Origin of the sequence: Nocardia sp. A7 (assembly GCF_046549215.1) — a bacterium.
In the GTDB taxonomy this organism is placed as follows: domain Bacteria; phylum Actinomycetota; class Actinomycetes; order Mycobacteriales; family Mycobacteriaceae; genus Nocardia.
Genome location: NZ_JAJPWE010000001.1, coordinates 926,817 through 952,731 on the forward strand (window position 1 = coordinate 926,817; position 25,915 = coordinate 952,731).

Consider the following 25,915-nt stretch of genomic DNA (forward strand, 5'->3'; position numbering starts at 1 on the left):
TACTGACACACACTCAACTCGGCAGGACCGGCACAACCTGTTCTCCGGTCAATCCGGGTACCTCACGCCAGAAACGGTCGTTGCGGGTCGGATCGGCGGTCTGCAGTTGCAGGACGGCCCGGGAATCGGCCACGTACTGCGTGGCCGGGGCCGCCGTCACCACCCGGACCGGCGGGGTGAGGTTCTGCGAGGTCACGGCACTGAACTGGGAACCGTCGATGGACACGGTGAAGACCGGGTCCACGTTGCCTTCGCGGGCGACCATGATCGTGTCGCCGGTGACCCAGCTCAGCGAGACCGCGCGCGTGCTCAGGCCGAGCGCCAGCGGCAGCGGGGAGGTGAGCGCGTACTTGCCGTCGGGGCGCCGTTCGACCACCGCGACGTAGACCTTGCCGTCGGCGATCAGCGCCGCCCGCACGCCGGTGCGCGAGATCACCACCTCGCTGATCGGCGTCCGCGGGGCGTCGGGGCCTTCGACCATGGCCGTGATGTCGACGTCTTCGGTGGACACGTTGCCGGTGGCGCGATCGGTGACCGCGCGGATCACCCGCTCACCGTCGATCACCGTCCACGCGGCGCCGCCGTCGCTGGTCCAGGACGGGCGGGCGATGCTTGCGCCCTCGGCGACCGCGAACGCCCTTGCGCCGTAGTTGCCGATGAGCAGGGTGCGGGCAGGCTCGGGCGCCGGTTTGCCGGAGTCGGCGACCGCGGCGACGAACTGGCCGTCGGCCGAGATGCCGACCGACTGCAGGTTGGTCGCCTCGCCGAACGAACCGCTCGGCGTGACGATGCCGTCGGGGGTGACCTGCACCAGGGTGCCGTTACGCAGAGCGTGCAGGCCGATCCGGTTCTGGCCGGGCGCCGAGGCGCTGTACTGATCGACATCGGCGACCGACCAGCCGTTGGCCGCGTATCGGTCATCGAGTGGTTTGCCGTCGGCGAGCAGCACGTACGGGCCGAGGATCTCGGCGCCGGACAGGGTGAGCACCACCTGCGCGGCGAGCAGTTCACGCTCGCGCTGACCGAGCCCACCGATTCCGGCGAAGTCGATGCGCACCCCGCCGATACCGACACCGACATCGCCCGGTTCGTTGTTGGCCTTGGTGATCGGGCCGCGCAGCGAGACCGGCTGCGCCAACTCGTTGCGCACCACCGGAGCGATCGCCGATTGCGGTCCCTCGGCGAGCATGCCGATCAGTTGCTCGGTGAGCTGGGCGCGCGGTACCGAGATCCAGCGCGGATCCGGGACGAGCAGCGAATTGCCCGGGTCGATGTAGTGCAGGACGTAGCGGTGGTAGGACTTGACGAAGGCGTCGTTGTCCATCACCACGCCCGGCGGCAGCTCGGTGATCCGCCACTCGCCGTCGATCTTGCTCATCTCGATCTTGTTCTCGAGGGTGCCCTCGGTGGCGCGATAACCGCCGTCGCCTGCGAGCTCGCCGACCTTGCGGGCGCGCAGCACGTAGCTGGCCTTGTCGCCCGACCGCGACTCGCGCAGCGTGTCGGGGCGGTCGTCGACGATGGTCGTGCTCGCCTCGTCGTTCCAGCTGCCCGCGGTCTCGGGGGCCATGTACTGACGGGCCGCGGCGTGCCTGCTGGTGGGATCGGCGCTGGCGGTGAGGAAGTCGCTGAGCAGCAGGTCCGGGTCGCGGCCGGAGATCGGCGGGGTCGGGCCCTCCGAGGTGGGGGCGCGGTTGATCGTGCCGAGCGCCTGGGGCGCGGAGGACTCCGGCAGGCTGGCGCACCCGGTGAGCGTCATCAGGCCGACCAGTACCGCCGCGACCAGTGCGGCACCGTGCCGACGATCACCACGCGCACTGGTCATGACTCTCCGTCTCGGGTCTCGGTGGGCATCGACTTGTCAGCGGGGACGGCGCCGCGACCGTTGGTCCGGTCGTTCGCGGCAGGCGGCTCGATGCCGGGCTCCCCCACCGAGGGTTCGGTGTCGAGTGGTTCGACCATCTCATGTCCGTCGGGCTCGACGATCGTCGGCTCGGCTCCGGTGGACTCGGCAACGGGCACCTCGGCAGCGGGCACCTCGACAACCGTCGGCCCCGCGGGTTCGATTTCCGGCAGCGCCGGGACCTTGCGCAGCATCGGTTCCAGGGCAAGGGGGCTCTGCCCGAGCTTGCGGCCGCGCACCATCGGGAGCAGCAGCCGGAAGCTCGCGCCGACACCCGGATCGCCCCATGCTTCGAGCCTGCCCTCGTGCAGATTCGCGTCCTCGACACTGATCGACAAGCCGAGCCCGGTGCCACCCGAGCGACGCACGCGCGAGGGGTCCGAGCGCCAGAATCGGTTGAACACCAGCTTTTCCTCGCCCGGTCGCAGCCCGATGCCCTGATCGCGCACCACCGTCGCGACGGCGTTGGCCTCGGCGTCGCCGCGCATGCGGATCAGCACCGGCTTGCCCTCGGAGTGGTCGATCGCGTTGGCGAGCAGATTGCGCAGCACGCGCTCGACGCGGCGCGGGTCGACCTCGGCGACCACCGGCTCCTCCGGTAGGTCGATCACGACCTCGATCTCGGCGTCACGAGCCAGGTGGCGGACCGTGGAGATCGCGGCCCGCGCGCACATCCGCACGTCCAACGATTCGACCTGCAGTTCGGCCACACCCGCGTCGTGCCGGGAGATCTCGAGCAGATCGTTGAGCAGGCCCTCGAACCGGTCGAGCTCGTTGACGAGCAGTTCGGAACTGCGCGCGAGCGCGGGATCGAGATCGTCGCTGGAGCCGTGGATGAGGTCGGCGGCCATGCGCACCGTGGTGAGCGGGGTGCGCAGTTCGTGGCTGACATCGGAGGTGAAGCGGCGCTGCAGATTGCCGAATTCCTCGAGCTGGGTGATCTGGTTCGACAGGCTCTCGGCCATCTCGTTGAACGCCTGCGCCAGCCGCGCCATGTCGTCCTCGCCGCGCACCAGCATGCGTTCTTTGAGTCGGCCGTCGGCGAATCGGCCCGCGATCCGCGCCGCCGACCGGATCGGCAGTACCACCTGCCTGGTGACCAGGGCGGTGATTGCGGCGAGCAACACCAGCAGCACCACGCCACCGATGAGCATCGTGCCGCGCATCAGCGACAGGCTCGATTCCTCGCTGGCCAGCGGGAAGATCAGGTAGATCTCGAGTGTCGCGACCTCGGCGCTCGGACTACCGATCACCAGCGCGCGCCCGCGGTAGCCGTCGGGGTCGGCGACGGTGGTGAACTGGTAGGAGACCTGGTTGCGCTGGACGAACCGGCGCAGCTCCTGTGGCACCTCGCCGAGCGGGCCCGCCTGGATCTCGTGCGGCGGTGTGCCGCCGACCATCGCCAGCGCGGAAACGAAACTGCCCGCGGCGCCGGTGGACTGACCGGTGCCGCCACGGCTCGACAGGGCCGCGCGCGCGTCGGCGAGTTGCTGGTCCTGGCTGATCCCGGACTGCACGCCCGACATCTTGTTCTCGATCGTGCTGCGGGCACGATCCATCTCCTCGACAGCCGCGTTGATCTTGGCTTCGAGTAGACGGTCGGTGATCTGACCGGTCAGCACGACCCCGAGGATCGTGATCACGATGAGCGACAGGGTCAACGTCGAAACGATGACTCGCAGCTGTAGCGAACGGCGCCACAGATGGCCGAGTGCGGTCCCGACGGCCTGGAACCAGGCCATGATCGGAGTCGCCCACCGCCGCAGCTGCGCCACTGGACCAGTGGTCACAGCGGCGCCCCGCAGTGACCGATCACGGCGGTCCGGCCTTGTATCCGACCCCGCGCACGGTCAGCACGATCTCCGGGTTCTCAGGATCTTTCTCGACCTTGGCGCGCAGTCGCTGCACGTGCACGTTCACCAAGCGGGTGTCGGCGGCGTGCCGGTAACCCCACACCTGTTCGAGCAGAACCTCGCGGGTGAACACCTGACGTGGCTTGCGCGCGAGCGCGACCAGCAGGTCGAACTCCAGTGGGGTGAGCGAGATCTGACCGGGACCGCGAGTCACCTTGTGCGCGGGCACGTCGATGACGATATCGGCGATCGAGAGCAGCTCGGCGGGCTCGTCTTCGGTGCGGCGCAGGCGCGCTCGGACGCGGGCGACGAGTTCCTTCGGCTTGAACGGTTTGACGATGTAGTCGTCGGCACCGGACTCCAGGCCGAGGACCACGTCGACCGTGTCGGTCTTGGCGGTGAGCATCACGATCGGAACGCCGGAATCGGCCCGCAGCACCCGGCATACGTCGATGCCGTTCATGCCGGGCAGCATCAGGTCGAGCAGAACCAGATCGGGGCGGATCTCCCGCACCGCTGACAGGGCCTGTGTGCCGTCGCCCACCACATGCGGGTCGAACCCTTCCCCGCGCAAGACGATGGTCAGCATCTCAGCGAGTGCCATATCGTCGTCGACGACCAGAATCTTGGGCTTCATAGTCCTATGTTGTCATCTCCCAGGCCAGGATCGGGCCGCCACGCCATTAATGGTGCGAACCCGTCGCGTATCCAACCTTATCCGGAAAAGATTTCCGAGCAGAGGGTGAGTAACGCGGGCCTATCGTCATCGGATCGGTATATCCACCACCGGCCGAACCAGTCGCGGTCGGCGAGTTCACGATAGACCTCGCCGGTGCGCTGCTGCAGACCGCCGTCCCGTTCGTAGGCATCGAGGGCACGCGTGCCGTCGAGTTCGCCACGGCGACGGGCCCGTTCGGCCGCCACCTCGGTGGGCACGTCGAGCAGGACGGTGAGATCCGGCGCGGGCAATTCGAGTCTGCCGAACTCCAGATCGCCCACCCACGAGACGATTTCACCATCGGCGTCCTGCTGAGCCCGCGCGGCCGAGTAGGCGGCGTTGGAGGCCACCCACCGGTCGAGGATGACGATGTCGTTGCCGCTCAACAGGTCAACGAGTTCGGTTCGCGCCGCGGCCCGATCGAGCGCGAACATGATCGCCATCGCGTTGATGGAGCCCGCCAGGTCGCCGTTGCCCCCGCGCAACGCCTCTGCCGCGAGATCGGCGTGGATCGAGTGCCCGTATTGCGGAAAGGCCAGACTGTCCGCCCGCAAACCCTTCGCGGACAAGTCGGCGATCAGCCCATCGATCAAAGTCCGTTTGCCGGCACCATCGAGCCCTTCGACCGCAATCAGTACGCCCATGCGCAGCAGATTACCCGTCGACCACCCCAGAATTGCCGTCTGGTCCGACCCCGCGCGGCCGACGAGGATCCCGCTATGAAAACGATCGTTCGCACCACCATCGCCGCGCTGGCCATCTCCGCCGCTCTCACCGGCGGCACCGCATCCGCACAGACCGGCAGCCCGACCGCGGGCCCCGACGCGGGGTCATCGGCGGCCTTCAACTCGGTGATGTGCGCGCTGCTCGGTATCAGCAGCGAACACAACATCTTCTGTACGGGTCTGATCATCGGCTAGCCGACGTGGACACGCCGGTGGCCCGTCGAACCAGTGGGTTCGACGGGCCACCGTTGTCAGTGATCAGTAGCGGTAGTGGTCCGGCTTGTACGGGCCTTCCACGTCCACGTTGATGTACTCGGCCTGATCCTTGGTGAGCTTGGTCAGGGTGCCGCCGAGGGCTTCGACGTGGATCTTGGCGACCTTCTCGTCGAGGTGCTTGGGCAGGCGGTAGACCTCGTTGTCGTACTCCTGCGGCTTGGTCCACAGCTCGATCTGCGCGATGACCTGGTTGGAGAAGCTGTTGCTCATCACGAAGGACGGGTGGCCGGTCGCGTTGCCGAGGTTGAGCAGACGACCCTCGGACAGCAGGATGATCGCCTTGCCGGACTCCTTGAAGGTCCACTCGTCGACCTGCGGCTTGATGTTGATCCGGGTCGCGTCCGAACGCTCGAGCGCCGCGATATCGATCTCGTTGTCGAAGTGGCCGATGTTGCCCAGGATCGAGTGATCCTTCATCGCCTTCATGTGGTCGAGGGTGATGATGTCCTTGTTGCCGGTCGAGGTGATGACGATGTCGGCGTCGCCGATCGCCTGCTCGACGGTGACCACGTCGTAGCCGTCCATCAGCGCCTGCAGCGCGTTGATCGGGTCGATCTCGGTGACCTGCACGCGCGCGCCCTGGCCCGCCAGCGACTCCGCGCAACCCTTGCCGACGTCGCCGTAACCGCAGATCAGCACCTTCTTGCCGCCGATGAGCACGTCGGTGCCGCGGTTGATGCCGTCGATCAGCGAGTGGCGGGTGCCGTACTTGTTGTCGAACTTGGACTTGGTGACGGAGTCGTTGACGTTGATCGCCGGGAACACCAGCTCACCCGCGGCGGCGAACTGGTACAGGCGCAGCACGCCGGTGGTGGTCTCCTCGGTGACACCCTTGACCGACTCGGCGATGGTGCTCCACTTGGTCTTGTCGGCCTCGAGGCTCTCGCGCAGCAGGTCGAGGAAGACCGTGTACTCGGCGGAGTGGTCGGCGTCGGCGGGCGGGACCACGCCGGCCTTCTCGAACTGCGCGCCGCGCAGCACGAGCATGGTCGCGTCGCCACCGTCGTCGAGGATCATGTTGGCGTGAAGCGGCGCTCCGTCCTTGGAAGGCCAGGTGAGCATCTGCTCGGCGGCCCACCAGTACTCCTCCAGCGTCTCGCCCTTCCAGGCGAAGACGGGGATACCGGCGGGCGCGTCGGTGGTGCCGTTCGGGCCGACCACGATGGCGGCGGCCGCGTGGTCCTGGGTGGAGAAGATGTTGCAGGAGGCCCAGCGCACGTCGGCGCCGAGGGCAACGAGGGTTTCGATCAGGACGGCGGTCTGCACCGTCATGTGCAGCGATCCGGAGATTCGCGCGCCCTTCAGCGGCTGGACGTCGTGGTATTCACGGCGCAGCGCCATCAGGCCCGGCATCTCGTGCTCGGCGAGGCGGATCTCCTTGCGGCCGAATTCGGCCAGCGAGAGGTCGGCCACCTTGTAGTCGATGCCGTTGCGGACGTCGGGGGTGAGCTCGGTGCGCGCGGGGAGTTCTGAGGTCGTCACGTTGGCTAGGTTACCGGGTGGGGCCGCGCGGGTTCCCCGCTCCGTCGAGTCGAGCCTCAGGCCGCGGCGCGGTATCGGGCCAGCAACCGCCGCGGCTTCTCGGGCGCGACATTGGCCAGGCTCAGGTCGCCGTCGTAATGAGCGGCGACCCTGGGGTCCATCACCGCACGCCACAGCGGCGGAACGGCGGCCAGCAGGATCATCGTGGCGTACCCGGCGGGCAGCTGCGGCGCTTCTTCGGTGCTGCGCAGGGTCTGATAGCGGCGCCCCGGGTTCGCGTGGTGGTCGCTGTGGCGCTGCAGATGGAACAGGAAGATATTGGTGACCAGGCGATCGGAGTTCCAGCTGTCGCGCGGGGAGCACCGTTCGTAGCGGCCGTTGGGCTTGCGCGCGCGCAGCAGCCCGTAGTGCTCGACGTAGTTGACGGTCTCGAGCAGCGCGAAGCCGATCACGGCCTGGATGATCAGCCAGGGCACGATCGCCGGGCCGAAGACCAGCGTCAGCGAACCGAACAGCACCGCCGTCATCGCCCAGGCCTGCAGGATGTTGTTCTGGGCGCTCCACCAGCCGCGACCCTGTCGACACAGGCGCGCGCGCTCGAGGTGTACGGCCGACCGGAACCCGCCGATCACGCTGCGCGGCAAGAACTCCCACAGCGATTCACCCATGCGGGCGCTGGCCGGATCCTCGGGGGTGGCCACGCGGGCGTGGTGGCCGCGATTGTGCTCGACGAAGAAGTGCCCGTACCCCGACTGGGCGAGCGCGATCTTCGACAGCAATTTTTCAGCACTCTCCACCCGGTGGCCCAATTCGTGCGCGGCGTTGATGCCGATGCCGCTGACGAAGCCGACCGTGGCGGCCAATCCGAGCTTGTCGACCAGGGCCAGCTCGGGGCTCGTCCACATGAAACAGGCCACGCCGAGGCTGATCAACTGGATCGGTAGGAACAGGTAGGTGCACCACCGGTAGTAGCGATCGGCCGAGAGCGCCGCGTAGTCCTCGTCGCGGGGATTGTTGCCGTCTTCACCGACGATCCAGTCCAGCACAGGGATGGCGATCAGGACGATCACGGGGCCGATCCACCAGAACACTTCGGCCTTGGTCCAGAACACCAGTTGGGAGGGCAGCAGCGCGCACGCCGGGGCGATCAGCCCTAAAGCCCAGAGATACCGTTTGGGATCACGAAAACCCACCGGTTTGCCAACCGTTTGCACACATGCTCCGCTACAAAAAGACCATTCGCCGACCGATGTGAATACTGACAGACCATAGGTGCGTTACACAGCGGCACATCCTCAAACGTGGTGACGGTTACATAGGAGTGAATCAGAGCTCGTGACTTCTCTCAGTGATCCAGCTCACTCGACGGGACGCGCATGCCTCGCACCTGCACAATCGCCTCCACATACGGACCGAGCAGTGCGCTCATCTCGGCGGGGGCGTTTCGCTCGGGGACCGGCGGATTCGGGATATAGCTCAGCGCGATGCGCACGAGCGCGTGCGCGAGCACATCGGCCTCGGCGTGCGTCGCGTTCACCCAGCTGTGCACGAAAACCTCGGTCAGGCGCGCGGAGGCGTGCTCGAGCAGCGGGGTCGCGTCGAGGGTGATCAAGCGCAGCAGGTCCGGCTTCATCTCGCCGCTCAGCAGCGAGCGGACCAAGGGGTCGCCCGCGGCGGAGAGGAAGAAACCCGTCATCCCGACCTGGATCGCGGCACGCGCGTCGCCGACATTGACGTCGAGTGCCTCGCGCACATGGTCGACGAGGTCGTCGGCCAGGCGCAACGCGTAAGCCTGCGAAAGCCCCGCGCGTGAACCGAATTCGTTGTAGAGCGTCTGCCTGCTCACCCCCGCCCTGGCCGCGACGTCACCGAGCGTGACCTTGGACCAGTCACGCTCGGTGAGCAGTTCGCGCATCCCGTCGAGGACCGAGGTGCGCAGCAGTTCGCGCGCGGCCTCCTGGTACGGGATGCGCGAACCGGTGCGCGGAGTACCCGCGACGCTCACGAACGTTCGATCTCGACCATGAAGAAGTCGGACTTGCGGGCACCGCAGTCCGGGCAGGTCCAATCGTCGGCGATGTCGTCCCAGCGGGTGCCGGGCGCGATGCCGTCATCGGGCCAGCCCTGGGCTTCGTCGTATTCGAAACCGCACTGCGCGCACTGGTACAGCTTGTAGTCGGTCACACCGATTCTCCTACCGCCTCGAAGTCGATCTTCTCCCGCACCCCACAGTCCGGACAGCACCAGTCATCGGGGACGGCAGCCCACAGTGTGCCAGGCGGAAATCCTTCGCGTGGGGCGCCTTTGGCTTCATCGAAGACGTAGTCACACACCGGACATCTGTAGGCACTCACGATCCGACCTCGGTTCCGTACTTTGCCAGCAGCTGCTCCCGGCGCCTGGGTTCGATATTGGCGCGGGTGACATCCCCGTCGTAGTGCGCGAGCACGCGCTTGTCCATCACCTTGCGCCAGATCGGCGGGAAGTAGGCGATCAGGATCAGGCTGGCGTAGCCGCTCGGCAGGTTCGGCGCACCGTCCCAGCTGCGCAGCGTCTGATACCGCCGGGTCGGGTAGGCGTGATGATCGCTGTGCCGCTGCAGGTGATAGAGAAAGATATTGGTGACGATGTGGTCGCTGTTCCAGCTGTGTTCCGGCGCGGGCCGCTCGAAGCGTCCGCTCGGCGTCTTCTGCCGGACCAGGCCGTAGTGCTCGAGGTAGTTCACCGACTCGAGCAGGCTGAATCCGATCACAGCCTGCAGGATCAGGTACGGCAGCACCTCGACGCCGAACACCGCGATCAGCCCGAGCCACAACACCACCGACATCGCCCAGGCGTTGAGCACGTCGTTGCGCAGCGTCCACGGGCTCTTGTCGAGCCTGCCGAGGCGGTCCTTCTCGAGATGCCAGGCCGAGCTCAGACTGCCAAGGACCGTGCGCGGCCAGAAGGCCCAGAACGATTCGCCGAGCCGCGAACTCGCCGGATCCTCCGGGGTGGCCACACGCACGTGGTGACCGCGATTGTGCTCGATGTAGAAGTGCCCGTAGAACGACTGCGCCAGCGCGACCCGAGACAGCCAGCGCTCCAGTTCGACCTTCTTGTGGCCGAGTTCGTGCGCGGTGTTGATGCCGATGCCACCGATCATGCCGACGCTGATCGCGATACCGATCTTGTCGACGAGGTTGGCGCCCCCGGGGAAGCCGAGCCAGTGCAGGTTCGGCGCGGTGATGATGTAGCAGGCGAAGATCAGCGACGCGTACTGGAACGGCAGGTACAGGTAGGTGAGGTACCGGTAGTACTTGTCGTTCTCCAGGTACTCCATGGCCTCGTCGGGCGGGTTGTCGCCGTCGGGCCCGAAGAACAGGTCGGCCAGGGGGATCACGATGTAGATCAGGATCGGGCCGAGCCAGAACGGAACTTCGGCCAGGCGATGCCAACCGAACTGATTGATCACCCAGATCAGGGGGATCCCGATCGTGAACAGGCCGGTCGGGGCGAACAACCCCCACAGCCACAGGTATCGCTTGGAATCTCGCCACTGCGGCGGCGCTACCCGCTGCACGGGCGCGTTGGCATCGGTCGACATCATCGTCTCCAGTTCTGAGGCACATCTCACATCTGTGATGTGCGTAACTCTCTGTCACAGACGATATGTCCGGATGCGTCCGTTGTCTAGACAAATTCACCAATTTGTAAAGCTGCGACGGTCCGAGAACGCCGACGGCGACCGTGCCCGAACAGGGCACGGTCGCCGTCGTTACAGGTCAGTGACCTTTTCAGGGGCCTTTACATTCGGCCTCTGACCGGAAGCAGCACATCGGCGCCCGGTGGTAGCCCGTCGACCGGCCACCACCGCAGATCGGTCGATTCCGAGCTGCGAACCGGGACCGCGTCCGGCGGTGCCACGATCTCGAAGAGCAGGTCGAGATGGCGCGTCGGCACGCCGAGCGAGCAGGTGATCGGGTGCGCCTGCGCACCGTGGAGACCGGGTGTGAGAACCAGGTCGGGGATGCCCGATTCCTCCACCGCCTCGCGCAGCGCGGCGTCCTGCACGGTCTTGTCGTCGGGTTCGCAGTGCCCGCCGAGCTGGATCCAGCGGCCGACGCGCGGGTGCAGGGTGAGCAGGATGTCGCGGCGATCGTGGGACAGCACGATGGCCGAGGCGGTGATGTGGCCGGGCGCGTGTTCGCGCAGGCAGCCGCGGGGGGCCGAGCCGAGGAAGGCCAGAATCGCTTCGCGCAGTGAGTGATCCGCGCCGGTGTCGGGCTCCCATAGGGTGAGCAACTCGGTCGCCGAGGCATGCAGCGATTCCGCGGTCACAGTTCCACCAATCCCGCGCCGGCCGAGCCGACGGCGCGCGGTGCGGGTACTTCCCGTGGATGCCCGATCGCGATGGCGCCCAACGGCATCCAGTCCTCGTCCAGGCCGAGGACCTCGCGGACGATCTCGGGCGCGAAGATGGTCGAGCCGATCCAACAGCTGCCGAGACCGTCGGCGGCCAACGCCACCAGCAGGCCCTGCACCGCCGCGCCGACGGCCACCGTGAACATCGTCTGCTCGGCGGCTTGGCGACGAGCATCGGGATAGTCATGGGCGCCGTCGGGCACGCAGAACGGGATGATCACTTCCGGCGCGTCGAAAAGGATGCGACCGCGCGCGATTCGACGCCGCACACGGTCGGGGTCGAGCCCGTCGGCGGTGAGGTCGGCGCTCCACTTATCGGCCATGGCCTCGAGCAGCTGAGCCCGCAGGGTCGCCGTGCGCAGCCAGACGAAGCGCACCGGGCGGGTGTGGTGCGGCGCAGGCGCGGTGAGTCCGACCGCGACGGCGGCGCGGATCCGTTCCTGGTCAACGGGTTCGTCGACGAACGCGCGTACCGAACGACGTAGCGGCACAGCCTCTTTGCGACCCTGTTCGATCGCCTCGGCGGTGCCGAGCCAGAACAGGTCGTCGACGCCACCGCGCAGCAGCGCCGCCGCGGTCGACCCGTCGTCGTCGGTGGCCAGCCCGCGCACCACCGCCACCGGGACACCGCCGAGCTTGCCCTTGACCAGGTCAGCGGCCGCGGCGAGTTCGTCGGCGATGGCCACCTGGGTGACGTGCAGTTCATTGCCCTGCCCGTCGACGGCGCCGTCGTAGTCGTGGAGCACGCGCAGTCCGGCTGAGCCGATGGCGGCATCGATCTGCCCGTTGCGCCAGGCCCGGCCCATGGTGTCGGTGATGACGACGGCCACGTCGATGCCGAGCCGCTGGGCGAGCGCGGTGCGCAGGGATTTCGCGCTGCCGTCGGGATCCATGGGCAGCAGCACCAATTCGCCCTCGGCCACATTGGAGCCGTCGACACCGGAAGCCGCCTGCACGATGCCGAGCCGGTTCTCGGTGATGAGGGTGCGGCCCTTGCGCGCGAGCACTCGAACGGCTTCGTCCTCCACGAGCTTGCGACGAGCGGTGTCGCGCTCTTCCGGGTCGAGCGGGGCGGCGACGATGCGACCCTCCACCTTCGACACGATCTTGCTGGTGACCACGACGATGTCCCCGTCGGTGAGCCAGGGTGCTTGTGCCGCAAGGTGTTCGGCGATGTCGTCACCCGGCCGGAACTCCGGCAGCCCGGTCACCGGAAGTATCCGCAGCTCGTCGGCGGCATGGTCGGGCAACGCGCCGACGCTGCCACTGTCCGGCATGCTCATGCCTTCACTCCGCCAATTCCAGTGCGGCGCGCGCCATTTCAGCGGTCGCCGCCGGATCGCTCATCAACAGCGGCACACTGCGCACCTCGACGCCGGGCACCTCGGCGGAGTCGGTGGAGTGCACCAGCCAGCCGTCGAGGATGCCGGTGGCCGAGCGGGCGCCGTAGTGGCGGCCGATCGCTTCGGCGGTGGATTCGACGCCGATCGCCGACAGGCACTCATCGGCCATGCCGCGCAACGGCTTTCCGTCGATCACCGGCGAGAGCCCGATCACCTTGGCCTCGGTGGTGCGCAGCGCGCCCCTGATTCCGGGCACGGCGAGGATCGCGCCGATGCTCACCACGGGGTTGGACGGGGCCAATAACACGGCGTCAGCGGCGGCTATGATTTCGGTCACATTCGGCGCCGGAGACGCTTGCTCGGCGCCGATCGAGGCAAATCCGTGGGTCGGGAGCGCCGCGCGATACCTCACCCACCATTCCTGAAAGTGGATCGCGCGACGTTCGCCAGCATTGTCGGGATCGCTGACCACCACGTGGGTTTCGCAGCGATCGTCGGTAGCCGGGATCAGCTTCACGCCCGGTTGCCACCGATTGCACAGCGCTTCGGTGACCGCGGACAGCGGATATCCGGCACGCAGCATTTCGGTGCGAATGAGGTGGGTAGCGATATCGCGATCGCCAAGGCCGAACCAATCGGGCTGGGCGTTGTATTTCGCCAGCTCCTCTTTCGCATGCCAGGTTTCGTCGGCGTGGCCCCAGCCGCGCTCGGTATCGATGCCACCGCCGAGGGTGTACATGCAGGTGTCGAGGTCGGGACAGATGCGAAGGCCGTGCATCCAGACGTCGTCACCGACATTGACGATGGCGCTGATGTCGGCTTCGGGCAGCAGCTGCCGGACGCCTTGGAGGAACCGGGCACCGCCGACGCCGCCGACGAGAACGGCGATCTTGGGCTCGCGCACGGAGTGTTGTGCAGTCACAGGGTCACAGCCTAGTGGTGACGGTTGCCCGGGTATTTCGCGGCGAATTCCAGTGAAGTTGCTGGTCATTTGCCACGGCACATAACAAGATCAACACGAAAGGCGGGTCCGGAGTGTAACGGAAGGGTGACGGCGGGTTGACCACCGGCAAGTGCGGCGTGTCTAATCACAGACATGTCATTCCGGTCACCGCGAGAAGGCATAGCGCGGGGGCGTTTGCGAGAGGGTTCCAACTCGCCTGAAAAGGCCACTGCGCGACGAGATAGCGCAGCGGAAAGTTCGCGAGAGGGTTCCACCTCGCCGGAAGGCAGGCTCGGGGAAGCCCGCGAGACTACGTCGCGGTGTTGGGCCGTCGGGGTTGCATCTGATCCGACGGAAAGAAACATTCTGCGCTAACACATAGTGAGGAGGCGGAACGATGACCGAAGATCTGGTCTCGCCGACCGATTCCACAGCAGGCGCAGCTCACGCTGTCTGCGCTGACTCGAGCTGGCAGGAACCGGACGTGGTAAGCGAAGTCGCGGCTCCCCGGCTGAGTCTGGTCGTTACGGGCTTCGACGAAATGTTCGAGTCGATCGAAGAGCAGTGGCAGGAACGTGCCCTCTGCGCTCAGACCGACCCCGAGGCGTTCTTCCCCGAGAAGGGCGGCTCGACGCGTGAGGCCAAGCGAATCTGCTTGGGTTGTGAAGTACGTGACCAGTGCCTGGAATACGCACTGGCACATGATGAACGCTTCGGCATCTGGGGCGGTCTCTCGGAACGAGAGCGTCGCAGGCTGAAGCGCGGAATCGGTTAAGTGACTGTTCGAAAGTAGACTCTCTCCAGGCCTGGCCCGGAGCCACGCAGGCGCAGTACGTCGGTGTCTCCGGGCGAACGCCCTTTGTCCACGCGGTGCAGGCGAGAGAGGTGAAGACCCATGGCACGTTCCCGGCGTCATTCTCCGGCACCCACCGCTCGTTCGGTGACCCGCCGCGGCCGCGGAGTCCGCGGCCCCATGCTCCCGCCCACGGTGCCCGCGTGGCGCACCAGGGGACAGAAATTCGATCGACTCGTGCTCGAGGCATTCGCCCCGTTGGACACTCGGTGGCACGATCGCCTCACCAAGCTCGATATCGCCGTCGACGATGTACCGAAAATCCGTCCGCTGCATCCTGATTCGGTCACCTGGCCGGACGAGGTCGTGGCCGATGGTCCGGTGCCGCTGTCGCGGCTCATCCCGGCAGGCGTCGACCGCCACGGTGCGGCCACCCGCGCCAGGGTGGTGTTGTTCCGCAAGCCGCTGGAATTGCGGGCGGCCGACCCCGACGATCTGGTCGAGTTGCTGCGCGAGGTCCTCGTCCAGCAGATCGCCACCTATCTCGGCGTCGATCCCGACCTGATCGATCCCGAGCCCGAATAGGCGTACCTCCGCCTTGGCTCCGGCCGTGCGCAAGACTGTCGAACGCATACGCGACTGCGCCCCTTTAGGGCGTGTCCGTATCCACTTTCGGGGCGCGGAGGGCTAATCTCGACGTCGTGATCCCTATGCGTCGTTGCTGCCGACCCGGCTGCAAGAACCCGGCTGTAGCGACACTGACGTATGTGTACTCCGACTCGACCGCCGTCGTCGGACCCCTGGCCACCGTCGCCGAACCACATTCCTGGGATCTCTGCGAAACGCACGCCTGCCGCATCACCGCGCCCAAGGGCTGGGAACTGGTCCGCCACGAAGGCGGCTTCTCGTCGAGCACTCCCGACGACGACGATCTGACGGCCCTGGCCGAAGCGGTCCGCGAAGCAGGCCTACGCCGCCGCCCCGCCGAACCCGACCAGCCGGGCTACCGCGACAACGCCCCCGCCGCCGCGCGCACCACGCGCACCGGCCGCCGCGGCCATCTGCGCGTCCTACCCGATCCGTAAAGACACCATCGACCGACCCATCGGGCCAGGTTTACGCCTCGGGCCGCTAGGGTTGTCGCCATGACGACCCTCGCGCGCTCTGGCGAACTCGTGAATGCCGTGATCAAGGCTTATGACGTCCGCGGGGTGGTGGGCGAGCAGATCGACGAGGCGTTCGTCAGCGACGTTGGCGCTTCCTTCGCTCGCCTGATGCGCACCGAAGGCGCCGAGCGCGTCGTGATCGGTCACGACATGCGCGAATCCTCCCCCGCTCTCGCCGAAGCTTTCGCGCAGGGCGTGCAGGCCCAGGGCCTGAATGTCGTGCACATCGGCCTCGCCTCCACCGACCAGCTCTACTTCGCCTCGGGCAAGCTCGGCTGTCCCGGCGCCATGTTCACCGCCAGCCACAATCCGGCCCGGTACAACGGCATCAAGCTGTGCCGCGCGAACGCGCTGCCGGTCGGCCAGGACACCGGGTTGGCGACCATCGCCGCCGAGGTGATCGAGGGCGTGCCCGCCCACGACGGCACACCCGGCACCGCGACCAGCACCGATCTACTCGCCGACTACGCGGACTACCTGCGCGAACTGGTGAACCTCGACGAGATCCGCCCGCTCACCATCGCCGTCGACGCGGGCAACGGCATGGGCGGCCACACCGTGCCCGCCGTGCTCGGCACCCTCGCCCCGGTCACGATCGTGCCGCTGTACTTCGAACTCGACGGCTCGTTCCCCAACCACGAGGCCAACCCCCTCGACCCGAAGAACCTCGTCGATCTGCAGGCGCTGGTCCGTTCCAGTGGCGCCGACATCGGCCTGGCTTTCGACGGTGACGCCGACCGTTGCTTCGTCGTCGACGAGCGTGGCGAACCGGTGTCCCCCTCGGCCATCACGGCCATCGTCGCGCAGCGTGAGCTGGCCAAGGAACCGGGCGCCACCGTGATCCACAACCTGATCACCTCGCGCGCGGTACCGGAGTTGGTCGAAGAGCTCGGCGGCAAGCCGGTGCGCACCAGGGTCGGGCACTCGTTCATCAAGCAGGAGATGGCCTCGACCGGCGCGGTGTTCGGTGGCGAGCACTCGGCGCACTACTACTTCCGCGATTTCTGGGGCGCCGATTCGGGCATGCTGGCCGCGCTGCACGTGCTGGCCGCACTCGGCGAGGGCGACCGCCCGGTCTCGGATCTGATGGCCGCCTACGAGGTGTACGCCGCCTCCGGCGAGATCAATTCGACCGTCGCCGACGCCGCCGACCGCACCGCCGCCGTGCTGGCCGCCTTCGCCGATCGCACCGAGTCGGTGGACCGGATGGACGGGGTCACCGTCGACCTGGGCAACCATGCCTGGTTCAACCTGCGCGCCTCGAATACCGAACCGCTACTTCGACTCAATGTCGAGGCCGGATCGCAGGCCGAAGTAAACGCACTCGTGACCGAGATCCTGAGCATCGTCCGCGCCTGACTGGGAAGATGAAACCAGTACCAGTGGAATCACATGCCCGGTATTCGGCGACGGCGGATTACGAGCATTGCCGGAGCCCTACTGGAATAGTGGAGTCACAGACGACACAGCGCGATGAGGGGAGGTGGCTTCGGCGATGATCGCTGGAACACCGGTATTCGACCTCGACGACGCCGAGTCGCTGGCGGCGGCCGACACCGGCGGCGCCCTGCGCTCGGCTGCCTCGGGCGGCGCCCAGGTGCGGGCCACGGCCGCCGCGGTCGCCGAAACCTCGCTCATCGAACGGCTCTCCGACCTGCGCCCGCGCAGTCTGGTGCTGGTCTCGGGCTCGGGTCGCGCCGCACGCGCGGCCGGGCTGCTCATCGCCACGCTCGGTGATCGGGCCGGGCTGCCGATCGTGCCCGTCACCGCGGTGCCGCCGTGGGTCGGCCCGCTGGATGTGGTCCTGGTGGCAGGCGACGACGCGGGCGATCCGCGGCTCATCGACGCCGTCGACCGAGCCATCCGCCGCAGTGCCGAAGTGGTGATCGCGGCGCCCAACGAGGGTCCGTTGCGCGCGGTCGCCGCCGGTCGCGCGATCGTGCTCGAACCGAGGGTGCCCGTGCTCGATCACAACCGGCTGCTGCGTTTCCTCGCGGTCGGGATCGCGGTGCTGCGCGGTGTCGACGCCCAGCGCAGCGGTCCGGCCACACCCGACCTCACCGCGCTGGCCGACATGCTCGACGCCGAAGCGCTGCGCGACGGCCCGACCAACGAGGTTTTCAACAACCCCGCCAAAACGCTGGCCGCGCGCATGCTCGGTGTCGGTGTCGTCCTCGCGGGCGACTCGCCCGCCGCGGTCGAACTGGCCGGGCACGGTGCCGAGGTGCTGCTGCAATCCGCGGGCAAGCTGGCGACGGCCGCCGATCTCGCCGACGCGGTCGCCGCGGTCGGGCGCCTGACCGCGGCCACCGGTGGCACCGCGCCCGGTTTCGATCCGCTGTTCCACGACGAGGAACTCGACGGACCCGCCCCGGTGGACCGAGTGCGGGTGCTGACCTTGAGCGTGCATCCCGATCAGGCCGCCGCCCGGCGCAAGCTCGCGGTCTTCGAAGGCGCGGGCGCGGGCCTGGTCGACGCCGATCTGGTCCATGCCGACGTCGACGTGCTGCAATCCCGGCTCGCCGACCCCGGTGCCGCGATCGAACGGACTGCCGCCGAATCCGCCGCGGGGGGCGGACACGGCAGTGAGCTCGAGCAGCTGGCAGTGCTCGCGATACGGCTCGACATGGCCGCGGCCTATCTTCGACTGACCGGTGCGCGCGGTACCGCCGCGCCCGAACCGGATCGATATGACGGGGGACGCTACTAGTGCAGGAACTCGTTGGTGCGCTGCGTTCTTACGCATGGGGGTCGCGCACCGCGCTCGCTCAGCTGTGCGGAAGACCGGTGCCATCGGCCCATCCGGAAGCCGAACTCTGGTTCGGCGCGCACCCGGCCGATCCCGCGCACGTGAAAACGGACACGGGCAGACGCTCGCTGCTCGAGGTGCTCAGCGCCGACCCCGTCGGCGAATTGGGCACGGTGGCCGATACTTTCGGCACCCGGCTGCCGTTCCTGCTGAAGATCCTCGCCGCCGAGGAACCACTGTCGCTGCAGGCACACCCCAGTTCGGCGCAGGCGCAAGCCGGTTTCGAACGGGAGAACCGCACCGGGGTGGCACTGGATTCGCCACTGCGCAACTACCGCGACGACAGCCACAAACCAGAACTCGTTGTCGCACTGGAACGTTTCGAGGCGCTGGCCGGGTTCCGCGATCCGCACCGCACCGTCGAGTTGTTGCGCGCACTCGACGTGCCCGGCCTCAACGTGTACGCGGAACTGCTCGCCGCCCAGCCTGATTCGGCCGGACTACGCACGCTGTTCACCACCTGGATCACGCTGCCGCCCGCCGCGCTGTCGAAGCTGCTGCCCACGGTGCTGGAGGGGTGCGTGCAGTACCTGTCCGGCAAGGGCGCGCGCGGATTCACCGCCGAGGTGCGCACCGCGCTCGAACTGGCCGAGGTCTACCCCGGAGACGCGGGGGTACTCGCCGCGCTGCTGCTCAACCGGCTGACCCTCGAACCGGGTCAAGCGCTGTTCCTCGCGGCCGGCAATCTGCACGCCTACCTGAGTGGGGTCGGGGTGGAGATCATGGCCAACTCCGACAACGTGTTACGTGGCGGACTCACCCCCAAGCACGTCGACGTGCCCGAGCTGCTGCGGGTGCTGGACTTCGAGCCGCTCGACCTGCCGGTGATCGAACCCGAACCCGGCGGCGACGGTGGCATCCGGTATCGCACGCCCGCACCGGAATTCGCGCTGTGCCGCTTCGACCTCGGCACCGAGGAAGAGCCGGTGGTGCTCGCCGACGCCGGGCCCGGCATCGTGCTGTGCACCGCGGGCACGATCGAACTCGCCGAGAACGGACGCACTCTCACCATCGAACGTGGTGGCGCGGCCTGGATCTCGGCCGCCGACACCGACATCAAAGCGCGCGCGGTCCGCGGCCCCGCCCAGCTCTTCAGCGCCTGCGTCGGGGACAACTGATACCGACACCTCCTTTTCACCCTCGCCCCTACTAGGCTGTGGCGAGTCGTGTTCAGTGAGCAGAAGGGCGGGCCGGCATGTCGGCTGGTGGTGGCAGGAAAGCGATCGTCGCGGCGTTGGTGGCCAATGCGGGAATCGCGGTGGCGAAGTTCATCGGCGCGTTCATCACGGGGTCGGCGTCGATGATGGCGGAGGGCGTGCACTCGGTCGCCGATACCTCGAACCAGGGCCTGCTGCTGTTCGGGCAGCGCGCCGCCGCCAAGGACGCCGACGAGCTGCACCAGTTCGGGTACGGCCGCAACCGCTACTTCTACTCGTTCGTCGTGGCGCTGGTGCTGTTCACCCTCGGCTCGGTGTTCGCGATCTACGAAGGCATCCACAAGGTCCAGCATCCCGAGGAGCTGAATCAGCCGATCGTCGCGGTCGTGATCCTGGTGATCGCGATCGGCCTGGAGACCTACAGCTTCCTCACCGCGGTACGCGAATCCCGGCCACTCAAGGGCACTGCGAGCTGGTGGCAGTTCATCCGTAACTCGCGCAGCCCCGAGCTGCCGGTGGTGCTGCTCGAGGACACCGGCGCGCTGGTCGGTCTTGTGCTCGCCCTCGGTGGCGTCGGGCTGACCATGGTCACCGACGACCCGATCTTCGACGGCATCGGCACCCTGTGCATCGGCGTCCTGCTCGGCGTCATCGCGATCGTGCTGATCATCGAGATGAAGAGCCTGCTCATCGGCGAAGGCGCCACCCCCGACCAGGGTCGTGCCATCCGCGAGAACCTGGTCGACGGCACCAAGATCACCTCGCTGATCCACATCAGGACCCAGTACATCGGCCCGGAGGAGATGCTGGTCGCCGCCAAGGTCGCCCTCGCACCGAACATGAACATCGCCGAAGTCGCCGAGGCGATCGACGCCGCCGAGACGCGCGTGCGCGCCGCCGTCCCCACCGCCCGCCTGATCTACCTCGAACCAGACCTCTACCGCACGACGTAACCGAGCCAAGGGCCGCCGACACGGGTCCGAGGTCAGGAGTGTGGGTGGATTCCGACGGTACGGTGCCCGGTATGGCCGAGCAGGGTGGAGACAGCAAGGTCGCGATCCTCGCCGCGCTCGGGGCGAACGCGGGGATCATGGTCGCGAAGTTCATCGGTGCGTTCATCACCGGCTCGTCGTCGATGTTGGCCGAGGCGGTGCACTCGGTGGCCGACACCGGCAACGAGGCCCTGCTGTTGGTCGGACGCAACCGGGCCGAGCAGCCGCCGGACACGCTGCATCCGTTCGGGTATTCGCGCAACCGGTACTTCTATTCGTTCGTCGTCGCGCTGGTGCTGTTCGTGATGGGCAGCTTGTTCGCGATCAACGAGGCGATCCACAAGATCAGGTTCCCCGAGGAGATCACGTCGGCCTGGGTCGCGATCACGATCCTCGGTGTGTCGTTGATTCTCGAAAGCGCCAGTTTCGTCACCGCGCGCAAGCAGTCGGCGCTGCTCAAGGGCAAGAGTTCGTGGTGGCACTTCATCCGCAACACCCGCAATCCCGAACTGCCGGTGGTGCTGCTCGAGGACGCGGGCGCGATCACCGGTCTGCTTTTCGCGCTGGCAGGCGTGAGTCTGTCGATGATCACCGGCAACGCGGTGTGGGACGGCGTCGGCACCCTGTGCATCGGCATCCTGCTCGGCGTGAACGCCGTGATCCTGATCGTGGAGACCAAGAGCCTGCTGATCGGTGAGGGCGCGACGGCCAAGGACGACACCGCGATTCGGTCGGCGCTGCTGGCCGATCCGCGGATCGAGCGCGTCATCCGGATTCAGACCCAGTACCTCGGGCCCCAGGATCTGCTGATCAACGCCAAGATCGCGCTGCACGCCGGGCTCGACATCACGCAGGTAGCCGAGGCGATCGACGCCGCGGACGACCGTATTCACGCCGCCGTGCCGAACACGAGCACGATCTACCTCGAGCCCGATGTGTTCGAGCCCGACAAGGTCAACGACGCGCCGACGAAGCCCTACCGGTAGGCGGGTGCCTCGCCGCGCAACAGGTCGAGCGGGTCGGTGACTATGCCGAAACGGTTGCGCAGCAGGTGTCGCGCCGCGTGCAAGCCCGACATCCCGTGAACGCCGGGCCCCGGTGGGGTCGACGACGAGCACAGGTAGGTGCCCGGAATCGGAGTGGAGTACGGGTTCCAGCGAGCCAGCGGGCGGAACAGGGTCTGGCGCGTGGTCATCGCGCCCGCCGAGATATCGCCGCCGATGTAGTTGGCGTTGTGGTCGGGCATGAAAGCCGCCGGTGTCACGTGTTTCGCGAGGATCAGGTCGCGGAAGCCGGGGGCGAAGCGTTCGACCTGGTCGATCACCTGGTCGCTGATATCGCGATCGGATCCGTTGGGCACATGCGCGTAGGTGTACAGCGTGTGCTGACCTTCGGGCGCCCGAGTGGGGTCGACCACGCCGGGCACGATGGTCAGGACGAACGGCCGATCCGCGAATGTGCCGGTGGCGACCTGATGTTCGGCGTGCATGGCCTCGGCCCTTGTACCGACCAGGTGCAGCGTGCCTGCCAGGTCAGCGCCCGGCGCGGCCCATGGCACCGGTCCCGACAGTGCGAAGTCGACCTTGCAGGCGGCGTTGCCGTACCGGAAACGGCCGAGGCTGTTGCGGTATCGCGACGGCAGACGGTCGCCGGCGATGCGCAGGAGTTCGGCGGGCGAGGTGTCGAACAGCACCGCGCGCGCGGTGGCGAGTTCGGCGAAGTCGTCGACCCGGTGCCCGGTGATCACCTCGCCACCGAGTTTTTCGATCTCGGCGATCATCGCGTTCGGGATCGCCTGGCTGCCGCCGCGCGGGATCACCCAGCCGCCCGCGTGCGCGAGGGTGCCGAGCAGCAGCGCAGCACCGACCGCCGGGAACGCCCGCGGTGAGGTGATGGCGTGCGCGGCCACACCGCTGAACAGGGCGGGCGCGACGTCACCGTGGAAACGGTTGTCCGACAGCGGAGATGCCTGTTCGAGCAGGCGGGTCGCGAACTTGATGCCGGTGCCGACCCGCAGTGGTGGGTGTCGCAGATCCGACATGGCCAGGTCGACCACATCGGACCAGTGCTCGACCAGCGGCGCGAACAGGTTGTGCCAGGCACGGCCGTCGCGCCCGAGATCGGCGACCGTGGATTCGATGTTGCGCCAAGCCAATCCGGCGATCCCACCATCGATCGGGTGTGCGTAGGAGACGGTCGGGGCGAGCAGCTCCACCCCGTGCGCTTCGAGGTCGAACGCGCGAAAGAAGGGTGATGCCAATGCCATCGGATGCGCACCGGCACAGATGTCGTGATGAAAGCCCGGCAGCGTCAGCTCGGCCGTCCGCGATCCACCGCCCGCCTGATCCTGCGCTTCGAGTACCCGCACCGACAACCCGGCACGAGCGGCGATCACCGCCGCGGCGAGACCGTTCGGCCCCGACCCGACCACTATGACTTCAGCCATTGCCGTCCCTTCGCACGCCCGCCATCCTGCTCCAACCTACGCGGAAATGGTCGTCGCGCCGATGAGTGCTCACTCACCTATCCGCCGAATGTCCCTCGAGGGCGGGGCCCGCCCTGATCTGGACTGACCGGAGGGTGCGACGAAGGAGTACCCGGAGGGAGGGAAGATCAGGGGCCCGAAGGGCCCCGCCTCGAGCGCGCCAGCGCTCCTTCTACACAGCCCCGTCTACCAGGAGGGCGATGCGCCGTTCGCGGAGTTCGGGGCGCAACCGACCGTTGCGTTCGAGGGTGGCGAGGCCGTGCAGGGAGGCCCAGGCGACTTCGGTGCGGGCGCCGAGGTCGTCACCGTCGGCGTACGGGGTGAACATCGCTTCCAGACCGGCGAAGGCGTCGCGCAGGGGCTGCGGAGCGTCGAGGCCGAACTCGAGGTCGGTCTTCTGCTCGAAGATGGCGTCGTAGCGGGCCGGGTTGTCGGTGGCGAAGTCGAGGTAGGCGCGGGCGACATTGGCGACCACCTCGGAATGGGTGGTCGCCGCCTCCCTGGCCAGCTTCAGTTGCTCGGCGAACTCGACGCAGCCCTGTAGGGCCACGGCGCCGACGATCGCCGCCTTGTTCGCGAAGTGGCTGTAGAGCACGGGCTGGCTGTATTCGATGCGGTCGGCCAGCTTTCGGATGGTGACCGCGTCCCAGCCGTCCGCTTCGGCCATCTCCCGTGCCGCGTCGATGATCCGCTGATGCCGTTCGGCGCGTTCGCGTTCCTTGCGTTGCTGCGTACTCATACTTGAAATTCTAGCAGCGCTAGACAAGATAGCGAGGCTGGGTTATGGTTCTCCCAACACCTAGCGCCGCTAGATTTTAGAGCACAGTGAAAGATTCAGGAGCACCTCATGACCACCTCGCGCATCGCCACCGGCCTCTCCCTGCTCGGCGGGCTCTTCATCATCTACATCGGCATCAACTACCTGATCGCCCCGGAGGCGACGGCCGCCGGCTTCGGCCTACCCGCCGTGCCCGAGGGCGACGCGGTGGCGTTCCTGAACCTCAAGGGCGTCCGCGACATCGTCAGCGGCCTGGTGATCCTCGGTCTGCTGGCCACCAAGCAGCGCTTCGCGCTCGGCGTCGCCATGCTGGCCACCTCGCTCACCCCGTTCGGCGACATGGCCACCGTCCTGAGCTGGCAGGGTTCCACCGCCACCGCGTTCGGTGTCCACGGCTTCACCGCGGTCCTGGTCGCGCTCGCCGGTGTGCTGCTGATCCGCGAGCGTCGCGTGAGCTCGACCGAAAGCCCACTCGTCGCGGCCTGAAGTCAACACACGGCCTCGGCCACGGACACGCCAACGCCCTGGTGCAGTTCCACCTCAACCCGGGCAAGTGGTCCAGAATTTAGCTCGCCTGTTTCCAGGCCATGGCCTCAGGTCCCGGCGAAAGGCCCCGCGAATTCTCGTCGCGGGGCCTTTCGCCTGTCTCACCGCGCGTCGACCGGCTGCGCCGGAACAGGTTTCGTGATGTCGACGGGACGGTCGACTTCATGGTCGTCGACCATCGTCTCCTCATCGAACGGCAGTTCGCGGTCGAGCACGCGCTTGGTCCGGTCGACGTCGACGGTCTTGGTCCAGGTGCCGATCAGCAGCGTGGCCACCGCGTTGCCCGAGAAGTTGGTCAGCGCACGGGCTTCCGACATGAAGCGGTCGATGCCGACGATCAGGCCGACACCGTCGAGCAGGTCGGGGCGATGACTCTGCAGGCCGCCTGCGAGGGTGGCCAGACCAGCACCGGTGACACCCGCGGCGCCCTTGGACGCGATGATCATGAACAGCAGCAGGCCGATCTGTTCGCTGAGGTTCAGCGGCTTGCCCATGGCGTCGGCGATGAAGATCGAGGCCATCGTGAGGTAGATGGCGGTGCCGTCGAGGTTGAACGAATAGCCCGTCGGCACAACAACACCCACGGTGGTCTTCTCCACGCCGGCGTGTTCCATCTTGGCGATCAGTCGCGGCAGCGCCGACTCCGACGACGAGGTCGCCACGATCAGCAGATACTCCCGCGACAGGTAGCGGCACAGCTTCAGGATCGAGACGCCCGAGACCAACCGCAGGATCACGCCGAGCACACCGAACACGAACACCAGACACGTCAGATAGAACGCGATCATCAGCGTCGCCAACTGCACCACCGCCGACCAACCGGTGCGGCCGACCACATTCGCGATCGCGCCGAACGCGCCGATCGGCGCCAGCCACAGGATCATCGACAGGATCCGGAACACCAGCTTCTGACCGAGGGAGACCGCGCGCAGAATCGGCGCGCCCGAATCACCCATCGCCTGCACCGCGAACCCGACCAGCAGCGCGACGAACAGCGCCTGCAGCACACTGCCCGCGGTCAGTGCGGACACCAGCGTGGTGGGCACGATGTTCTGGATGAACTCCCACGTGCCGCCCGCGCTGTGCGCCTGATCGGCGTACTGCGCACCCGCTCCCGAGGCGCCGACATTCAGTCCCTCGCCCGGATCGATGAGGTTGCCGACGACGAGCCCGATGCCGAGCGCGACCGTCGACATCGCCAGGAAATAGCCGATGGCCAGGCCACCGACCTTGCCGACGGTGGCGGCCGCGCGCACCGAACCGATACCCAGGACGATCGTGCAGAAAATGACGGGTGCGATCATCATCTTGATCAGGTTCACGAACACGGTGCCCAGCGGCGCCAGTGACTGACCGAATTCCGGGGCCACCCGGCCGACAATGACGCCGGCCACGACCGCGACGATCACCGCGATGTACAGCCAGTGGGTATGGTCGCGTTTCCGCGCTGCGGTGGTATCACTCATGCCGACGAGCATGAGCAACTATTGTGACGGCCGTCACTTTGGTCCATAAGTTTCATATCAGTGCATAACGTCGAGA

27 protein-coding genes are annotated in these 25,915 nt (G+C 67.3%); 11 read left to right on the forward strand and 16 right to left on the reverse strand.

From position 1 onward, the window contains the following. Positions 1-13: 13 nt before the first annotated feature. The 4 genes from lpqB to ACLJPD_RS04170 all read right to left on the reverse strand — a co-directional run bounded on the left by lpqB (position 14) and on the right by ACLJPD_RS04170 (position 5,118). Positions 14-1,825, reverse strand: a complete 1,812-nt coding sequence (gene lpqB / locus ACLJPD_RS04155) for an MtrAB system accessory lipoprotein LpqB (RefSeq protein WP_410870376.1) — start codon at positions 1,823-1,825, stop codon at positions 14-16. Continuing rightward, on the reverse strand, positions 1,822-3,645 hold the full coding sequence (gene mtrB, locus ACLJPD_RS04160) for an MtrAB system histidine kinase MtrB (protein WP_410871913.1): 1,824 nt from the start codon (positions 3,643-3,645) through the stop codon (positions 1,822-1,824). Before mtrB ends, lpqB begins: the two co-directional genes overlap by 4 nt. A 70-nt stretch (positions 3,646-3,715) precedes the next feature. Continuing rightward, positions 3,716-4,393 (reverse strand): MtrAB system response regulator MtrA, encoded by a 678-nt coding sequence (gene mtrA / locus ACLJPD_RS04165; protein WP_056813049.1) that lies wholly within the window; start codon positions 4,391-4,393, stop codon positions 3,716-3,718. A 77-nt stretch (positions 4,394-4,470) separates the two neighbouring features. Beyond that, positions 4,471-5,118, reverse strand: coding sequence for a dTMP kinase (locus tag ACLJPD_RS04170; protein WP_410870378.1), 648 nt, complete (start codon positions 5,116-5,118; stop codon positions 4,471-4,473). Positions 5,119-5,193: 75 nt separating this feature from the next. On the opposite strand from ACLJPD_RS04170, the gene ACLJPD_RS04175 reads away from it, so the two are divergent. Next, positions 5,194-5,394: a hypothetical protein gene (locus ACLJPD_RS04175; protein ID WP_410870379.1), complete on the forward strand. Its 201-nt coding sequence runs from the start codon at positions 5,194-5,196 to the stop codon at positions 5,392-5,394. Positions 5,395-5,457: 63 nt separating this feature from the next. Here ACLJPD_RS04175 and ahcY read toward each other — a convergent pair whose 3' ends face one another. The 9 genes from ahcY to cofD form a co-directional block, all read right to left on the reverse strand. Then, entirely contained in the window at positions 5,458-6,957 is a 1,500-nt protein-coding gene (gene ahcY, locus ACLJPD_RS04180) for an adenosylhomocysteinase (RefSeq protein WP_410870381.1), read from the reverse strand. Between the two features lie 56 nt (positions 6,958-7,013). Beyond that, on the reverse strand, positions 7,014-8,150 hold the full coding sequence (locus ACLJPD_RS04185; protein ID WP_410870382.1) for an alkane 1-monooxygenase: 1,137 nt from the start codon (positions 8,148-8,150) through the stop codon (positions 7,014-7,016). A gap of 152 nt (positions 8,151-8,302) precedes the next feature. Further along, the gene (locus tag ACLJPD_RS04190) at positions 8,303-8,962 is read right to left on the reverse strand and encodes a TetR family transcriptional regulator (RefSeq protein WP_410870383.1); all 660 of its coding nucleotides are present in this window, start codon (positions 8,960-8,962) and stop codon (positions 8,303-8,305) included. Beyond that, a complete protein-coding gene (locus ACLJPD_RS04195; protein ID WP_266292625.1) occupies positions 8,959-9,141 on the reverse strand; it encodes a rubredoxin in 183 nt (60 codons plus the stop codon). The genes ACLJPD_RS04190 and ACLJPD_RS04195 overlap by 4 nt, the downstream gene beginning before the upstream one ends. Continuing rightward, positions 9,138-9,311 carry a rubredoxin gene (locus ACLJPD_RS04200; protein ID WP_410870384.1) on the reverse strand — a complete coding sequence of 58 codons (174 nt, stop codon included), beginning with the start codon at positions 9,309-9,311 and terminating at the stop codon, positions 9,138-9,140. The genes ACLJPD_RS04195 and ACLJPD_RS04200 overlap by 4 nt, the downstream gene beginning before the upstream one ends. Next, complete coding sequence (locus ACLJPD_RS04205; RefSeq protein ID WP_410870385.1) at positions 9,308-10,543, reverse strand: alkane 1-monooxygenase; 1,236 nt, start codon at positions 10,541-10,543, stop codon at positions 9,308-9,310. Before ACLJPD_RS04205 ends, ACLJPD_RS04200 begins: the two co-directional genes overlap by 4 nt. Positions 10,544-10,743: 200 nt before the next feature. Further along, positions 10,744-11,277 carry an NUDIX hydrolase gene (locus ACLJPD_RS04210; RefSeq protein ID WP_410870386.1) on the reverse strand — a complete coding sequence of 178 codons (534 nt, stop codon included), beginning with the start codon at positions 11,275-11,277 and terminating at the stop codon, positions 10,744-10,746. Further along, entirely contained in the window at positions 11,274-12,638 is a 1,365-nt protein-coding gene (locus ACLJPD_RS04215; protein WP_410871914.1) for a coenzyme F420-0:L-glutamate ligase, read from the reverse strand. The genes ACLJPD_RS04210 and ACLJPD_RS04215 overlap by 4 nt, the downstream gene beginning before the upstream one ends. 10 nt (positions 12,639-12,648) lie before the next feature. Continuing rightward, positions 12,649-13,608, reverse strand: a complete 960-nt coding sequence (cofD, locus tag ACLJPD_RS04220) for a 2-phospho-L-lactate transferase (protein ID WP_410871915.1) — start codon at positions 13,606-13,608, stop codon at positions 12,649-12,651. A 580-nt stretch (positions 13,609-14,188) separates the two neighbouring features. Between cofD and ACLJPD_RS04225 the strand changes: the two genes are divergently transcribed. From ACLJPD_RS04225 to ACLJPD_RS04260, 8 genes are all read left to right on the forward strand, one after another. After that, the gene (locus ACLJPD_RS04225) at positions 14,189-14,422 is read left to right on the forward strand and encodes a WhiB family transcriptional regulator (protein ID WP_133733920.1); all 234 of its coding nucleotides are present in this window, start codon (positions 14,189-14,191) and stop codon (positions 14,420-14,422) included. Between the two features lie 120 nt (positions 14,423-14,542). Continuing rightward, entirely contained in the window at positions 14,543-15,025 is a 483-nt protein-coding gene (locus tag ACLJPD_RS04230) for a metallopeptidase family protein (RefSeq protein ID WP_194826429.1), read from the forward strand. Between the two features lie 125 nt (positions 15,026-15,150). Then, on the forward strand, positions 15,151-15,525 hold the full coding sequence (locus tag ACLJPD_RS04235; protein WP_410871916.1) for a DUF3499 domain-containing protein: 375 nt from the start codon (positions 15,151-15,153) through the stop codon (positions 15,523-15,525). A gap of 60 nt (positions 15,526-15,585) precedes the next feature. Continuing rightward, the gene (locus ACLJPD_RS04240; RefSeq protein WP_410870387.1) at positions 15,586-16,965 is read left to right on the forward strand and encodes a phosphomannomutase/phosphoglucomutase; all 1,380 of its coding nucleotides are present in this window, start codon (positions 15,586-15,588) and stop codon (positions 16,963-16,965) included. Between the two features lie 136 nt (positions 16,966-17,101). Next, positions 17,102-18,316, forward strand: coding sequence for a tobH protein (locus ACLJPD_RS04245; RefSeq protein WP_410870388.1), 1,215 nt, complete (start codon positions 17,102-17,104; stop codon positions 18,314-18,316). Next, positions 18,316-19,533, forward strand: a complete 1,218-nt coding sequence (gene manA / locus ACLJPD_RS04250) for a mannose-6-phosphate isomerase, class I (RefSeq protein WP_410870389.1) — start codon at positions 18,316-18,318, stop codon at positions 19,531-19,533. Before ACLJPD_RS04245 ends, manA begins: the two co-directional genes overlap by 1 nt. A gap of 77 nt (positions 19,534-19,610) precedes the next feature. After that, on the forward strand, positions 19,611-20,525 hold the full coding sequence (locus ACLJPD_RS04255) for a cation diffusion facilitator family transporter (protein ID WP_410870390.1): 915 nt from the start codon (positions 19,611-19,613) through the stop codon (positions 20,523-20,525). Between the two features lie 71 nt (positions 20,526-20,596). Beyond that, positions 20,597-21,550 (forward strand): cation diffusion facilitator family transporter, encoded by a 954-nt coding sequence (locus ACLJPD_RS04260; RefSeq protein ID WP_410871917.1) that lies wholly within the window; start codon positions 20,597-20,599, stop codon positions 21,548-21,550. Here the strand turns inward: ACLJPD_RS04260 and ACLJPD_RS04265 are convergent. Both ACLJPD_RS04265 and ACLJPD_RS04270 read right to left on the reverse strand, forming a co-directional pair. Further along, positions 21,541-23,010, reverse strand: coding sequence for a phytoene desaturase family protein (locus ACLJPD_RS04265; protein ID WP_410870391.1), 1,470 nt, complete (start codon positions 23,008-23,010; stop codon positions 21,541-21,543). The two genes, ACLJPD_RS04260 and ACLJPD_RS04265, sit on opposite strands and share 10 nt — an antisense overlap. Before the next feature lie 211 nt (positions 23,011-23,221). Then, the gene (locus tag ACLJPD_RS04270; RefSeq protein WP_410870393.1) at positions 23,222-23,788 is read right to left on the reverse strand and encodes a TetR/AcrR family transcriptional regulator; all 567 of its coding nucleotides are present in this window, start codon (positions 23,786-23,788) and stop codon (positions 23,222-23,224) included. A 108-nt stretch (positions 23,789-23,896) separates the two neighbouring features. On the opposite strand from ACLJPD_RS04270, the gene ACLJPD_RS04275 reads away from it, so the two are divergent. Both ACLJPD_RS04275 and ACLJPD_RS04280 read left to right on the forward strand, forming a co-directional pair. Further along, positions 23,897-24,313, forward strand: coding sequence for a DUF4267 domain-containing protein (locus ACLJPD_RS04275; protein ID WP_410870394.1), 417 nt, complete (start codon positions 23,897-23,899; stop codon positions 24,311-24,313). Continuing rightward, positions 24,310-24,396, forward strand: coding sequence for a DUF4287 domain-containing protein (locus tag ACLJPD_RS04280; RefSeq protein ID WP_410871918.1), 87 nt, complete (start codon positions 24,310-24,312; stop codon positions 24,394-24,396). Before ACLJPD_RS04275 ends, ACLJPD_RS04280 begins: the two co-directional genes overlap by 4 nt. A 78-nt stretch (positions 24,397-24,474) precedes the next feature. Here ACLJPD_RS04280 and ACLJPD_RS04285 read toward each other — a convergent pair whose 3' ends face one another. Beyond that, positions 24,475-25,839: a cation:dicarboxylate symporter family transporter gene (locus ACLJPD_RS04285; protein ID WP_410870395.1), complete on the reverse strand. Its 1,365-nt coding sequence runs from the start codon at positions 25,837-25,839 to the stop codon at positions 24,475-24,477. Positions 25,840-25,915: the final 76 nt, after the last annotated feature.